Annotated in this window: 11 protein-coding genes; all 11 read left to right on the top strand. The window is 66.1% G+C overall.

The window, feature by feature from the left end; all coding sequences use genetic code 11:
• Positions 1–8 precede the first annotated feature (8 nt).
• The 11 genes from ACSQ86_RS23020 (at position 9) to ACSQ86_RS22970 (ending at position 14,559) form a co-directional block, all read left to right on the top strand.
• Complete coding sequence (locus tag ACSQ86_RS23020) at positions 9–683, top strand: type 4a pilus biogenesis protein PilO (RefSeq protein WP_436309641.1); 675 nt, start codon at positions 9–11, stop codon at positions 681–683.
• Positions 680–1,219 (top strand): pilus assembly protein PilP, encoded by a 540-nt coding sequence (locus tag ACSQ86_RS23015; RefSeq protein ID WP_436293280.1) that lies wholly within the window; start codon positions 680–682, stop codon positions 1,217–1,219. The genes ACSQ86_RS23020 and ACSQ86_RS23015 overlap by 4 nt, the downstream gene beginning before the upstream one ends.
• Entirely contained in the window at positions 1,216–3,366 is a 2,151-nt protein-coding gene (gene pilQ / locus ACSQ86_RS23010; RefSeq protein WP_436305197.1) for a type IV pilus secretin PilQ, read from the top strand. The genes ACSQ86_RS23015 and pilQ overlap by 4 nt, the downstream gene beginning before the upstream one ends.
• 24 nt (positions 3,367–3,390) lie before the next feature.
• A complete protein-coding gene (locus ACSQ86_RS23005) occupies positions 3,391–3,936 on the top strand; it encodes a shikimate kinase (protein WP_436293281.1) in 546 nt (181 codons plus the stop codon).
• Positions 3,937–3,972: 36 nt separating this feature from the next.
• Positions 3,973–5,073: a 3-dehydroquinate synthase gene (gene aroB / locus ACSQ86_RS23000; RefSeq protein ID WP_436309640.1), complete on the top strand. Its 1,101-nt coding sequence runs from the start codon at positions 3,973–3,975 to the stop codon at positions 5,071–5,073.
• A gap of 16 nt (positions 5,074–5,089) precedes the next feature.
• Positions 5,090–6,223 carry a deoxyguanosinetriphosphate triphosphohydrolase gene (locus ACSQ86_RS22995; RefSeq protein WP_436309639.1) on the top strand — a complete coding sequence of 378 codons (1,134 nt, stop codon included), beginning with the start codon at positions 5,090–5,092 and terminating at the stop codon, positions 6,221–6,223.
• Positions 6,220–7,482: an MFS transporter gene (locus ACSQ86_RS22990; protein ID WP_436309638.1), complete on the top strand. Its 1,263-nt coding sequence runs from the start codon at positions 6,220–6,222 to the stop codon at positions 7,480–7,482. Before ACSQ86_RS22995 ends, ACSQ86_RS22990 begins: the two co-directional genes overlap by 4 nt.
• Complete coding sequence (locus tag ACSQ86_RS22985) at positions 7,479–8,054, top strand: DUF1415 domain-containing protein (protein WP_436309637.1); 576 nt, start codon at positions 7,479–7,481, stop codon at positions 8,052–8,054. The genes ACSQ86_RS22990 and ACSQ86_RS22985 overlap by 4 nt, the downstream gene beginning before the upstream one ends.
• A complete protein-coding gene (locus ACSQ86_RS22980; RefSeq protein WP_436305192.1) occupies positions 8,051–8,917 on the top strand; it encodes a class I SAM-dependent methyltransferase in 867 nt (288 codons plus the stop codon). Before ACSQ86_RS22985 ends, ACSQ86_RS22980 begins: the two co-directional genes overlap by 4 nt.
• A gap of 21 nt (positions 8,918–8,938) precedes the next feature.
• Positions 8,939–9,631, top strand: coding sequence for a transposase (locus ACSQ86_RS22975; RefSeq protein ID WP_436296450.1), 693 nt, complete (start codon positions 8,939–8,941; stop codon positions 9,629–9,631).
• Positions 9,632–9,816: 185 nt separating this feature from the next.
• On the top strand, positions 9,817–14,559 hold the full coding sequence (locus tag ACSQ86_RS22970) for a glutamate synthase-related protein (protein WP_436309636.1): 4,743 nt from the start codon (positions 9,817–9,819) through the stop codon (positions 14,557–14,559).
• Positions 14,560–14,684 lie beyond the last annotated feature (125 nt).

The raw sequence follows: 14,684 nt of genomic DNA, 5'->3' as shown, positions 1-14,684 counted from the left end.
GCGTCATCATGGCAACAACGCGCGCTTCCCAAAAGATCGACATCGCTGCCGCCGCGCAGCGCTTCGGGGATCAGTTCCGGGGTCTCAATCCGAACGACCCATCCGTCTGGCCGCCGGTGCCGCGCTACGCCTTGTGCGTCGCCGTCACGGCCATTGTGCTGGTGGCACTGTGGTTCGTGTGGCTCACCAATTCGAACGACGAACTCGAAGCCGAGCGCGCGAAGGAAGTCACGCTCAAAGCGGACTATCAGAAGAAGGTTGCGCAGGCCGCCAACCTCGACTTGCTGAAGAAGCAGCGCGAGCAGGTGCAGCAGTATGTGACCCTGCTCGAAAAGCAGCTGCCGAGCAAAGCGGAAATGGACGCATTGCTCTCCGACATCAACCAGGCCGGGCTGGGCCGCAGTCTCCAGTTCGAATTGTTCCGTCCGGGGCAGGTTTCGGTGAAGGACTATTACGCCGAGCTGCCGATCGCCGTGCGGGTGACGGGTCGCTACCACGACATGGGCGCCTTCGCCGCGGACGTCGCCAACCTTTCCCGCATCGTGACCTTGAACAACTTGTCGGTGACGCCGCAAAAGGATGGCGCTCTGACCTTGGATGCCACGGCGCGGACCTTCCGCTATCTGGACGATGAAGAGCAGGCGGCGCAGAAACGCGCCGCGGCGGGGGCGAAGAAGAAATGAGAACGCTCGGTTTTCTGTGGCTCGGCATTGCTGCCGTCGGCCTCAGCGGTTGCATGGGGTCGGAGCAGGAGGACCTTCAGCGCTGGATGGCGGAGCAGAGGGCGCAAGTGCGCCCCAACGTTCCGCCCATCACGGAGCCGAAGAAGTTCACGCCCCAGGCCTACACCGAGGCCAGTGCCTTCGAGCCCTTCAACATGCAGAAGCTGACGCAGGCTCTGCGGCGCGACTCGAACCAGCCGAGCACGTCGGGGCTCATCGCGCCCGAATTGGCTCGCCGCAAGGAGGCCCTCGAGGCTTTCCCGCTCGATTCGATGGCCATGGTCGGCAGCATGAACCGCAAGGGCGAGCCGGTGGCCCTGGTCACGGTCGACAAGCTGCTGTACCAAGTGCGCGTCGGCAACTATCTGGGACTCAACTACGGGCGCATCACCCGTATCAGTGAAACCGAACTCGGCTTGCGTGAAATCGTGCAGGACGCCGCCGGTGAATGGATCGAACGCGTGGCGACGCTGCAGTTGCAAGAGAGGTCGAAATGAATTCCAAGAAAACAATGTTCGCGCAGTGGCTGCGCGCTGTTGGCGTGAGCCTGCTTGCATTCGGCACGATCGCCGTCGCGCAGGCGCAGAACGCCATCGAATCGGTGACGAGTTCGATGCAATCCGGCGCCGAAGTCATTCGGGTCGACCTGACGCAACCGCTGTCTGCCGTGCCAACCGGCTTCGCGATTCAGACACCGGCGCGCATCGCGCTCGATTTCCCGGGTGTGACGAATGCCATCGGCCGTTCGGCGATCGATGTCAACCAGGGCAATCTGCGCTCGGTCAACGTGGTGCAGGCCGGTGAACGCACGCGCCTGGTCCTGAACCTGAAGCAGGCGACCGCGTACAAGGCTGAGATCCAGGGCAAGTCCTTGTTGATTTCGCTGGAGCCCGTTCCGGGCGCCGCATTGGTTGCTTCCACGCCTTCCGCATTTGCCGAGAACCGCAACCGGGACACCTTGCCCTTGCGCGACGTCGATTTCCGCCTGGGCTCGGACAACACCGGCCGCGTGATCGTCGACCTGGCCAACAACCAGGTGGGCGTCGACATTCGCCAGCAAGGCAAGAACCTGGTGGTCGAATTCACCAAGTCGACCCTGCCCGAGGGCCTGCGCCGCCGTCTGGACGTTTCGGATTTCGGCACGCCCGTCCAGTTGGTGACGACGCAGCAGTCCGGCGACCGCGTGCGCATGACCATCGAGCCCAAGGGCGACTGGGAGCACAGCGCCTACCAGAGCGAGAACCAGTTCGTCGTCGAAGTGCGCCCGCGCAAGGTCGACCCGACCAAGCTCACCCAAGGCGCCGGCTACAGCGGCGAGAAGCTCTCGCTGAACTTCCAGAACATCGAAATCCGCTCGCTGCTGCAGGTGATCGCCGACTTCACGAATTTCAACATCGTGACCTCGGACTCGGTGACCGGCGCGCTGACCCTGCGCCTGAAGGATGTGCCCTGGGACCAGGCACTGGACATCATCATGCAGGCGAAGAACCTGGGCATGCGCAAGAACGGCAGCGTTCTGTGGATCGCACCCAAGGACGAAATCAACGCCAAGGAAAAGCTCGAATTCGAAGCCCAGGCTGCCATCCAGAACCTGGAGCCTCTGCGGACCCAATCGTTCCAGCTGAACTACACCAAGGCCATTGCCATCGCACAGGGCCTGACCGGCACGGGCGCATCGAGCGGCGGTGGCGGCGGTTCGGGAACGACGACGCGCATCCTGAGCCCGCGCGGCAGCGTGATCGCCGAATCGCGCACCAACCAGCTCTTCGTTTCGGACATCCCCTCGCGCCTTGCGCAGGTGGCCGAGCTGATCCAGAAGCTCGACGTGCCGGTTCGCCAGGTGCTGATCGAGGCGCGCATCGTCGAGGCTTCGGACACCTTCGGCAAATCCCTGGGCGTGCGGCTCGGCGGCGGCGTCGCCGGCGGCACGGTGGGCTCGAACAGCGGCCGCCCGATTTTCGGCAACGTCGGCGTCATGCCGGTCGTCACGCCGGCAACGGCAACCACGACGGGCAGCGCGTTGACGACTTTCACCAATTCGAACTTCGTGAACCTGCCGTCGACCGGCGTTTCCGGCAACGGCAATGCGCCGGGCACTTTCGCGATCTCGCTCTTCAACTCCAGCTTCTCGCGCATGCTGAACCTGGAAATCTCCGCGCTCGAAGCCGACGGCAAGGGCAAGGTGGTGTCGAGCCCGCGCGTGGTGACTGCAGACCAGACCAAGGCATTGATCGAGCAGGGCACTGAACTGCCCTACCAGGTCGCCACCTCCAGCGGCGCCACCTCGATCGCGTTCCGCAAGGCCAACCTCAAGCTCGAGGTCACGCCGCAGATCACGCCCGAGGGCAACATCATCCTGACGCTCGACGTCAACAAGGACACGGTCGGCCAGGCCACCACGGCCGGTTTCGCGATCAACACCAAGCACGTGCAAACCGAGGTGCTGGTCGAAAACGGCGGCACGGTGGTCATCGGTGGTATCTTCGAGCTCACCGAAACCAACGATGAATCGCGCGTGCCGGTGCTCGGTGAAGTGCCCTATGTCGGGGCGCTGTTCCGTACGCGCAATCGCGTTGCCAACAAGACCGAAATGCTCGTCTTTATCACCCCGAAGATGATTACCGACCGCAACGCCGCGCGCTGAACGCGCGGGCGTTCGTAGCACCGCGTGGCGGTCGCGCTCGTCGGCTTGCCCGGCGCCGGAAAATCAGCAGTGGGCCGGCGCCTTGGCCAGCGCCTGCAGCTTCCCTTCATCGACAGCGACGAGGTGGTCGAGCGCCGGATCGGCTGCTCCATCCGCGACTACTTCGAACGCGAAGGCGAAGAAAGCTTCCGCAATGTCGAAGAAGCCGTGATCGCCGATCTCGCGGCGACGGCCCATGGCGTCGTGGCGACCGGCGGCGGCGCCGTACTGCGGGAGGCCAACCGGATCCAGCTGCGCACGCACTTCCACGTGATCTACCTGCGATCCTCGCCCGAGGATCTGTTCCGGCGGCTGCGCCACGACGTCAAGCGCCCCCTGCTGCAGGTGGCCGATCCCCTGGGTCGCCTGCATGAGCTTTACAGTGCGCGCGACCCGTTCTATCGCGAGACGGCCCACGACGTGGTCGAGACCGGCCGGCCCTCGGTCGCGATGCTGGTGAACATCATCGTGATGCAGCTCGAACTTGCCGGCGCGGTCTCCGCCGAAACCCGGAGCCACCCACCGGACTGAGGCAAGCCCTTGCGGCATGCGCCTAAACTCGGGGCCATGCGATTGCCTGCCTCCCCCGAATCCGTCGAGATCCAGCTCGGCGAACGCAGCTATCCGATCCTGATCGGCAGCGACCTGCTCGGCGAACCGAAGAATTTTGCAGCGGTACCCGCAGCCGCCACGGCCCTGATCGTCACCAACACCACCGTGGCGCCGCTCTATGCGGCTGCATTGCGCCGGACGCTGGCCGGACGCTTCCATGCCGTGCACGTGCTCGAACTGCCCGACGGCGAAGCGCACAAGGACTGGCAGACGCTGAACCTGATCTTCGATGCCCTGCTCGGCCATGGCTGCGACCGCAAGACGGTGCTGTTCGCGCTCGGCGGCGGGGTGGTGGGCGACATGACCGGCTTCGCCGCAGCGAGCTACATGCGCGGCGTGCCCTTCGTGCAGGTGCCGACCACCTTGCTGGCCCAGGTCGACTCGTCGGTGGGCGGCAAGACCGCGATCAATCACCCGCTCGGCAAGAACATGATCGGCGCCTTCTATCAGCCGCAACTGGTGCTGTGCGACCTCGCCACGCTCGGTACGCTGGCGCCGCGCGAACTCAGCGCCGGCCTGGCCGAGGTCATCAAGTACGGCCCCATCTACGACATGCGCTTCCTCGACTGGATCGAGTCGAACATCGACGCGCTGGTGGCCAGAGAACCGGGTGCGCTGGCATACGCCGTCAAGCGCAGCTGCGAGATCAAAGCCGCGGTGGTGGGGCAGGACGAGCGCGAAACCGGCCTGCGGGCGATCCTCAATTTCGGCCACACCTTCGGGCACGCGATCGAGTCGGGCCTGGGCTACGGCAAGTGGCTGCATGGCGAGGCAGTCGGCTTCGGCATGGTCCTGGCCGCGCATCTGTCGCAGCGCCTGGGTGGCGTCGACGCTGCCTTCGTGCAGCGTCTCACGGCCTTGATCGAGCGCGCGGGCCTGCCCGTGGTCGCGCCTGCGCTCGGCGCGGAGCGCTATCTCGAACTGATGCGTATCGACAAGAAGTCGGAGGCGGGCGAGATCCGCTTCGTCGTGATCGACAAGCCCGGCTCGGCCGTCATGCGCAGCGCACCCGAGGCGATGGTGCGCGAGGTGCTGGCGCAATGCTGCGCGGCCTGAATCGGAAGGCTTGGCGATGAGCCTGGCGCGCCATGCCAGCGATCCGGCGCGCTCGCGCGGGCGGCGGCATCCCGAGCCGCCTGCGCCCACGCGCGATGCCTTTCAGCGCGACCGCGACCGCATCGTGCATTCGACCGCGTTCCGGCGCCTGGTCTACAAGACCCAGGTATTCCTGAACCACGAGGGCGACCTGTTTCGCACCCGCCTGACCCATTCGCTCGAGGTCGCGCAGCTCGGTCGTTCCATCGCCCGCGCGCTGCGGCTCAACGAAGACCTGGTGGAAGCCGTCGCGCTGGCGCACGACCTCGGCCACACGCCTTTCGGCCATGCGGGCCAGGACGCGCTCAATGCCTGCATGACGGAGCACGGGGGCTTCGAGCACAACCTGCAGAGCCTGCGTGTCGTGGACGAACTCGAACACCGCTATCCGCAGTACGACGGCCTCAACCTGAGCTTCGAGACCCGTGAAGGCATCCTCAAGCACTGCTCCCGAACGAATGCGAAGCGCATCGAGGCGAGCGAGCCGGGCGGCGTGGCGCGGCGTTTCTGCGACGGCACGCAGCCTTCGCTCGAAGCGCAGCTGTGCAACCTCGCGGACGAGATCGCCTACAACGCCCACGACATCGACGACGGCGTGAGGTCGGGGCTGATCAGCATCGAGCGCGTGAGCGAGGTCGGCCTGTTCGACCGCTATCGCCGCGAAGCGCTGGCCGAGTATCCGCAACTGCAGGGGCGGCGCGTGCTCTATGAGGCGATCCGCCGGATGCTGAGCGCGCAGGTCTACGACGTGATCGATGCCACCCGCGCCGCGCTCGAGGCGGCCGCGCCGGCCGATGCCGACGCCGCGCGCAGGGCCGGGCCGCTGGTGCTCTTCAGCGAGGCCATGCGCGCGCAATCCATCGAGCTCAAGCAGTTCCTTTTTCGCAATCTCTACCGGCATCCGCGCGTCACGCAGACCACCGACCGGGCGCAGCAGGTCGTGCGCGAGCTGTTCGCCGCCTATCTGGCCCGCGCCGAAGAGATGCCCGACTCCTATGCGCAGCGTGCGGGCCGGCATCGCGCGGTGGCCGACTACATCGCCGGCATGACCGATCGCTTCGCGATGCGGGAACACGAGCGCCTCACTGGACGGCGGTGGACCGAAGAATGAGCCGCAGCCAAGCGCATGCACGCATACCCGCCGCTGCGCTCGCCGTGGTCGTGGCGGGCGTCGCGGCCGCCTTGCATCTCGGCAAGCTGGCGCCGGCCGTCCCGGCCTTGCAGGCCTCTCTGGGCATCGGCTTGGTCGAAGCAGGCTTTCTGCTGTCGTTGGTGCAGGTCGCCGGCATGACCCTCGGCCTCGTGGTCGGCCTCGCGGCGGACACGATCGGCCTGCGCCGCAGCATGCTCGCGGGCCTGGCCGTGATCACAGGCGCGAGCGTGCTCGGCGGGCTGGTCGGGAGCTCGGGCGAGGGCGGGGCGAAGGCCATTCACCTGCTGCTGGTGCTGCGTGCGCTCGAAGGCGTCGGCTTTCTCCTGGTGGTGATGCCGGGGCCCGGGCTGATCCGTGCCATGTCGCAACCGAGCACCGAGAAGGCGGCGATGGGTCTTTGGGGCGCCTACATGCCGCTCGGCGTCGCCTTGGCGCTACTGCTCGGACCCGCGTTCATCGCGTGGGCGGGCTGGCCGGGCTGGTGGTGGGCGCTGTCGCTGGTGTCGGCGGCCGCGGCGGCGTGGGTCGTGCTCGGCGTGCCCGCGGACAACAAGCGCATGGCATCGCCTGCCGCCATCTCGCCGGAGAACTGGTCGGGACGCCTGCTCGATACCGTGCGCGCAGGCGGACCCTGGACGCTCGCGCTGGCGTTCGCGGTGTACTCGGCGCAATGGATGGCGGTGATCGGCTTCCTGCCCGCCATCTACACCGACGCTGGCGTCCCGGATGCCTGGAGCGCAGCGCTGACAGCGCTCGCGGCGGCGATGAACATCGTCGGCAACGTCGCCGGCGGCCGCTTCCTGCAGCACGGCATCGCGCCCGAACGCCTGCTGCGCGTGGGCTTCGTCGTGATGGCGCTCGGCGGCGTCGCGGCCTTTGCGCAGATCGGCCAGGCCGCCGATGCCGCCAGCCTGCCGCCCGCGCTGCGCTATCTCGCGATCTGCATGTTCTCGCTCGGCGGCGGGGTGGTGCCGGCCACGCTCTTCATGCTCGCGGTCCGGCTGGCGCCCGGGCCTTCCACCGTGTCAACGACGGTGGGGATGATGCAGCAGGCCTCGTCGCTCGGGCAGTTCATCGCGCCGCCGGTCGTCGCCTGGATCGCCCACCGCGCCGGGGGCTGGCAATGGACCTGGGTCGTGACCTTGGCCTGCTCGCTGGCGGGGATGGCCCTCGTATCCCGCGTGTCGCCTTCAAGTCCCCGCACGGGCACGGCATGAACACAGGTGCCACAATTTCGGCAGCACAGGCGCAGGCCGACACGCAACGCTGGCTCGAGCGCGCGGTCATCGGTCTCAACCTATGCCCCTTTGCGAAGGCGGTGCATGTGCGAGGACAGATTCACTATGCCGTCTATCTGCCGGGCGCAGAGGCCGACCTGATCGATACGCTGCTTCTTGAAGCGCACGAGCTCGCGGCCCGGGACCCTTCCGAACGCGACACCACACTCTTGATCGCACCGAACACCTTGGCCGACTTTCTGGACTTCAACGATTTCACGGCGCGCGCTGAGCGTCGGCTGATGCGCGCGGGTTTCGACGGCCAGTTCCAACTGGCGAGCTTCCATCCGCACTACCAGTTCGCCGGCACGGAGGCCGAGGACATCACCAACGCGACCAATCGTGCGCCGTACCCCACGCTGCACCTGCTGCGCGAAGACAGCGTGAGCCGCGCCGTCGAAGCCTTCCCGGATGCCGAGGCCATTTTCGGGCGCAACATCCAGACGCTCGAAGCGCTTGGTGCGCAAGGATGGGCGGCGCTGGACGTCGGTCCGGGCGGAGCGGCGCGATGAGCAGCAAGACCGTCGCCCGCGCGTCGAAAGCCGAAGCCGACCTGCAAAGCGAGTTGCGTCCGGGCCAGTCGGTCGAGCTGTTGAAGGAACTACACATCCTCACGCGCGAAGGCCGGCTCAACCAGGATTCGCGCCGCAAGCTCAAGCAGGTCTATCACCTGTTCCAGTTCATCGAGAAGCTGCTGTACGAATTGCCGAACGAGGGCGCCCAGGCCACGCTGGCCGACCATGGCGCGGGCAAGTCCTACCTCGGTTTCATCATCTACGACCTGTTCTTCAACCAGTGCGGCGGTGGGCACGTATACGGCATCGAAACCCGGGCCGAACTGGTCGACCGGTCGCGCGCGCTTGCTGCACGGCTCGGTTTCGAGCGCATGTCCTTCCTCAATCTCACCGTGGCCGAATCTGCCGGCGCCAGCGAACTGCCGGCGCGGATCGACATCGTGACCGCGCTGCATGCCTGCGATACCGCCACCGACGACGCGATCGCTTTCGGCCTCGCGAAAGAAGCGCGTTTCATGGTGCTGGTTCCCTGCTGCCAGGCCGAGATTGCCGCCTGCCTGCGGCAGACCAAGGCGCTGGCGCTGTCGCGCACACCGCTGGCCGAGCTCTGGCGCCACCCGCTGCACACGCGCGAAATCGGCAGCCAGCTCACCAACGTGCTGCGCTGCCTCTACCTGGAGGCGAACGGCTACCAGGTCACGGTGACCGAGCTGGTGGGCTGGGAGCACAGCATGAAGAACGAGCTGATCATCGCGCGCCATACCGGCCAGCGCAAAGCCAGCGCCGCGGCGCGGCTGCGCGAGCTGCTGGAGCAGTTCGGGCTCGAGTCCTTGCTGGCGACGCGCTTTCGCCTGCCCTGATCGATGCGCTGAATCCGCGCCATGGCACGCCTGCCCCGCCTCACGCTGGCCGACCAGCCGCACCACGTGATCCAGCGCGGGAACAACCGCCAAGCCGTCTTCATCGACCGCGCCGACCGCGAGATGCTGCTGGGCCTGCTGGGCGAGAACGCCGCGCGCTTCGGCATCGCCTTGCACGCCTATGTGCTGATGGACAACCATTTCCACCTGCTCGCCACGCCTTCGAGCGCCGACGGACTGCCGCAGTGGATGCAGGCGATCGGGCGGCGCTACGTGCGCTACTTCAACGACCGGCATGGACGCAGCGGTACCTTGTGGGAAGGGCGCTACAAGTCGACGCTGATCCAGACCGATCGCTACTTGCTGGCCTGCATGGCCTACATCGACCTGAACCCGGTGCGGGCCGGCATCGCCGCGGAGGCGCGCGACTACCCGTGGTCGAGCCATGCGCACTATGCCGGGCTGCGACACGACAAGCTGCTGACGCCGCATCCTTTGTACTGGGCGCTGGGCAACACGCCGTTCGCCCGCGAAGCCGCGTATGCCGATTTGGTGCGCGCGGGCGTTCCGGCCACCGATCAAGCGGAGTTGACCGAGGCCACGCTGCATGGCTGGGCTGTGGGGGATCGCGACTTTCTGGAGTCGTTACAAAAAGCCACGCCGCGGCGTGTGCTCAAGGCCCGCCCTGGCCGCCCGCCGGCCGCCCAGAGCTGATCGAAAAAATGCCGGTGCCCGCGCAGGATACAGTCCATTTGCTATCAATTTTGATGTGTCCCTTAATTAAGTTGTTCCTATGGGTATGGAATGAAATTGGAATCTGACCCCAAATAAAGTGTTTGGCATTATTTGTGCAACGCAATATGCTCCTTTTCCCTGCGAAAAATTGAAGGAGCACGCCCATGACAACGGCTGCCGAGATCGAGCATCTCCAACAACACGGCCTTTACTCCGGTGCCGACGAGCACGACGCCTGCGGCGTCGGCTTCGTGGCCCACATCAAGGGCGAAAAGAGCCATGCCATCGTGCTGCAGGGCTTGAAGACTCTCGAGAATCTGGACCATCGCGGCGCAGTGGGCGCTGACAAGCTGATGGGCGACGGCGCCGGCATCCTGATCCAGCTGCCCGATCTGTTGTACCGCGAAGAGATGGCCAAGCAGGGCGTCACGCTGCCGCCGCCCGGCGAGTACGGCGTCGGCATGATCTTCCTGCCCAAGGAGCATGCTTCCCGCGAGGCCTGCGAGCAGGAGATGGAACGCGCCATCAAGGCCGAAGGCCAGGTGCTCCTGGGCTGGCGCGACGTGCCGGTGAATCGCGAGATGCCGATGTCGCCGACCGTGCGCAAGAAGGAACCGCTCCTGCGCCAGGTCTTCATCGGCCGCGGCAACGACGTGATCGTGCAGGACGCGCTGGAGCGCAAGCTCTACGTGATCCGCAAGACCGCCAGTGCCAGCATCCAGCGCCTGAAGCTCAAGCACAGCAAGGAGTACTACGTTCCGAGCATGTCGAGCCGCACGGTGGTCTACAAGGGTCTGCTCTTGGCCGATCAGGTCGGCACCTACTACCTCGACCTGCAGGACAAGCGCTGCATCTCGGCCCTGGGCCTGGTGCACCAGCGCTTCTCGACCAACACCTTCCCCGAGTGGCCGCTGGCCCACCCGTACCGCTATGTCGCGCACAACGGCGAGATCAATACGGTCAAGGGCAACTACAACTGGATGAAGGCGCGCGAAGGCGTGATGTCCTCGCCGGTGCTGGGTGCAGATCTGCAGAAGCTCTATCCGATCAGCTTCGCCGACCAGTCCGACACCGCTACTTTCGACAACTGCCTCGAACTGCTCACGATGGCCGGCTACCCGATCAGCCAGGCCGTGATGATGATGATTCCCGAGCCCTGGGAGCAGCACGCGACCATGGACACGCGTCGCCGCGCCTTCTACGAATACCACGCCGCGATGCTGGAGCCCTGGGACGGCCCGGCCTCGATCGTCTTCACCGACGGCCGCCAGATCGGCGCCACGCTCGACCGCAACGGCCTGCGGCCCTCGCGTTACTGCGTGACCGACGACGACCTGGTGATCATGGCCTCCGAATCCGGCGTGCTCCCCGTGCCCGAGCAGAAGATCGTGCGCAAGTGGCGCCTGCAGCCCGGCAAGATGTTCTTGATCGACCTGGAACAAGGCCGCATGATCGACGACGAGGAGGTCAAGGCCACCCTCGCGAACAGCAAGCCCTACAAGCAGTGGATCGAGAACCTGCGCATCAAGCTCGACAGCGTCGAGGCCGAGGCCGTGCAGGCGCCGGTGAGCCAGGTCGCGCTGCTCGATCGCCAGCAGGCCTTCGGCTACACGCAGGAAGACATCAAGTTCCTCATGAGCCCGATGGCTGCGGCCGGCGAGGAGGGCATCGGCTCCATGGGCAACGACAGCCCGCTGGCCGTGCTGTCCAACAAGAACAAGCCGCTCTACAACTACTTCAAGCAGCTGTTCGCGCAGGTCACGAACCCGCCGATCGATCCGATCCGCGAGGCGATCGTGATGTCGCTGGTGTCCTTCATCGGTCCGAAGCCGAACCTGCTCGACATCAACCAGGTCAACCCGCCGATGCGGCTCGAGGTGAGCCAGCCGATCCTCGACTTCGGCGACATGGCGAAGCTGCGCGACATCGGCAAATACACGCAGGGCAAGTTCAAGAGCTACACGCTCGACATCACCTATCCGCTCGCTTGGGGCGAGGAGGGCGTCGAGGCCAAGCTGGCCTCGCTGTGCGCCGAAGCGGTCGATGCGATCAAGGGCGGCCACAACATCCTGATCGTGAGCGACCGCGCGGTGAGCCCGACCCAGATCGCGATCCCCGCGCTGCTGGCGCTGTCGGCCATCCACCAGTACCTGGTGCGCGAAGGCCTGCGGACCACCGCCGGCCTGGTGGTCGAGACCGGCTCGGCGCGCGAGGTGCATCACTTCGGCGTGCTGGCGGGCTATGGCGCCGAGGCCGTGCACCCGTACCTCGCGATGGAAACCCTGGCCGCGATGCATGAAGACCTGTCGGGCGACCTGAGCGCCGAGAAGGCGATCTACAACTACGTCAAGGCGATCGGCAAGGGTCTGTCCAAGATCATGTCGAAGATGGGCGTCAGCACCTACATGAGCTACTGCGGCGCGCAGCTCTTCGAAGCCATCGGGCTCAACAGCGAAACGATCGTCAAGTACTTCACCGGCACTGCCAGCCGCGTCGAGGGCATCGGCGTGTTCGAGATCGCGCAGGAAGCCATCCGCATGCACAAGGCGGCCTTCAGCGACGACCCGGTGCTCGCCCACATGCTGGACGCCGGCGGCGAATACGCCTGGCGCACGCGCGGCGAGGAGCACATGTGGACGCCCGACGCGATCGCCAAGCTGCAGCACAGCACGCGCGCCAACAACTTCAACACCTACAAGGAATACGCGCAGCTCATCAACGACCAGAACCGCCGCCATCTCACGCTGCGCGGGCTGTTCGAGTTCAGGATAGATCCGGCCAAGGCGATTTCCGTGGACGAGGTCGAGCCGGCGAGCGAGATCGTCAAGCGCTTCGCGACCGGCGCCATGTCGCTGGGCTCGATCAGCACCGAAGCGCATTCGACGCTCGCCGTCGCGATGAACCGCATCGGCGGCAAGAGCAATACCGGCGAGGGCGGTGAAGACCCGGCGCGCTATCGCAACGAGCTCAAGGGCATCCCGATCAAGGTGGGCGACACGCTCAAGAGCGTGATCGGCGAAGCCAACGTCGAGGTCGACCTGCCTCTGCAGGACGGCGACTCGCTGCGTTCGAAGATCAAGCAGGTCGCCTCGGGCCGCTTCGGCGTCACCGCCGAGTACCTCTCGTCGGCCGACCAGCTGCAGATCAAGATGGCGCAGGGCGCGAAGCCTGGCGAAGGCGGCCAGCTGCCGGGCGGCAAGGTGTCCAACTACATCGGCGCGCTGCGCTACTCGGTGCCGGGCGTGGGCCTCATTTCTCCCCCCCCGCACCACGACATCTATTCGATCGAGGATCTGGCGCAGCTGATCCACGACCTGAAGAACGTCGCGCCGCACGCGAGCGTGAGCGTCAAGCTGGTGAGCGAAGTCGGCGTCGGCACGATCGCGGCCGGCGTCGCCAAGTGCAAGAGCGACCACGTCGTGATCGCGGGCCATGACGGCGGCACCGGCGCGTCGCCATGGTCGTCGATCAAGCACGCGGGCAGCCCGTGGGAGATCGGCCTGGCCGAGACCCAGCAGACCCTGGTGCTCAACCGCCTGCGCGGGCGCATCCGCGTGCAGGCCGACGGCCAGATGAAGACCGGCCGCGACGTCGCCATCGGCGCACTGCTTGGCGCCGATGAGTTCGGCTTCGCGACCGCGCCGCTGGTGGTCGAGGGCTGCATCATGATGCGCAAGTGCCACCTCAACACCTGCCCGGTCGGCGTGGCCACGCAGGACCCGGTGCTGCGCAAGAAGTTCACCGGCAAGCCCGAGCACGTGGTGAACTACTTCTTCTTCGTTGCCGAGGAAGTGCGCCAGATCATGGCGCAGCTGGGCATCCGCAAGTTCGACGAGCTGATCGGCCGCGCCGACCTGCTCGACACCAAGAAGGGCATCGAGCACTGGAAGGCCCGCGGCCTGGACTTCAGCCGCCTGTTCGCGCAGCCGAACGTGCCGGCCGACGTGCCGCGCTACCACGTCGAGGCGCAGGACCACGGCCTCGCGAAGAGCCTCGACAACAAGCTGATCGAGAAGTCGCGCCCGGCGATCGAGAAGGGCGAGAAGGTGCAGTTCATCGAGGTGGCGCGCAACGTCAACCGATCGGTCGGCGCCATGCTCTCGGGCGCGCTGACCAAGGTGCATCCGCAAGGCCTGCCTGACGATTCGATCCGCATCCAGCTCGAAGGCACGGGCGGCCAGTCCTTCGGCGCCTTCCTGGCGCGCGGCATCACGCTCTACCTGATCGGCGATGCCAACGACTACACCGGCAAGGGCCTCTCGGGCGGCCGCGTGGTGGTGCGTCCCAGCCTCGACTTCCGCGGTGAAGCGATACGCAACACCATCGTCGGCAACACCGCGCTCTACGGCGCGACCACCGGCGAGGCCTACTTGTGCGGCGTGGCCGGCGAGCGCTTCGCGGTGCGCCTGTCGGGCGCCACCGCGGTGGTCGAAGGCACCGGCGATCACGGCTGCGAATACATGACCGGCGGCACGGTCGCGGTGCTCGGCAAGACCGGGCGCAACTTCGCGGCCGGCATGAGCGGCGGTGTCGCCTTCGTCTATGACGAGGACGGCCAGTTCGCGTCGCGCTGCAACCTCTCGATGGTCTCGCTCGACAAGGTGCTGACCTCCGCCGAGCAGATCGCGAGCGTGCACCGCAAGATCTGGCACGACGGCGAGACCGACGAGGCGCAGCTCAGGAAGCTCCTGGAAGACCACCATCGCTGGACCGGCAGCAAGCGCGCGCGCGAACTGCTCGACACCTGGGCGGTCTCGCGCACCAAGTTCGTCAAGGTCTTCCCGAACGAATACAAGCGCGCGCTGGCCGAGATCCACGACCGCCAGGTCGAGCTCACGAGCAGCGGCAACAACGCCCACGTGGGCATGGAGCCGCACGCGGTCGTCAACAAACCGGTCACGGCCTGATCAAGCAACAACTCTTCATACGCCGTGCAGCTTCTTTAGGTGTGCCATCTCAACCCTTCGGGGAGCACCGCGGATCCGGCTTTGCCGGGCCGCTGGTGCTGCCCCCTGAAGGGGGCAGGAGGCTA

Source organism: Variovorax sp. LjRoot130 (assembly GCF_964253755.1).
Lineage (GTDB): Bacteria > Pseudomonadota > Gammaproteobacteria > Burkholderiales > Burkholderiaceae_C > Variovorax.
The sequence above is the reverse complement of the archived record's forward strand: the minus strand, read 5'-3'. Positions and strand labels throughout refer to the sequence as shown.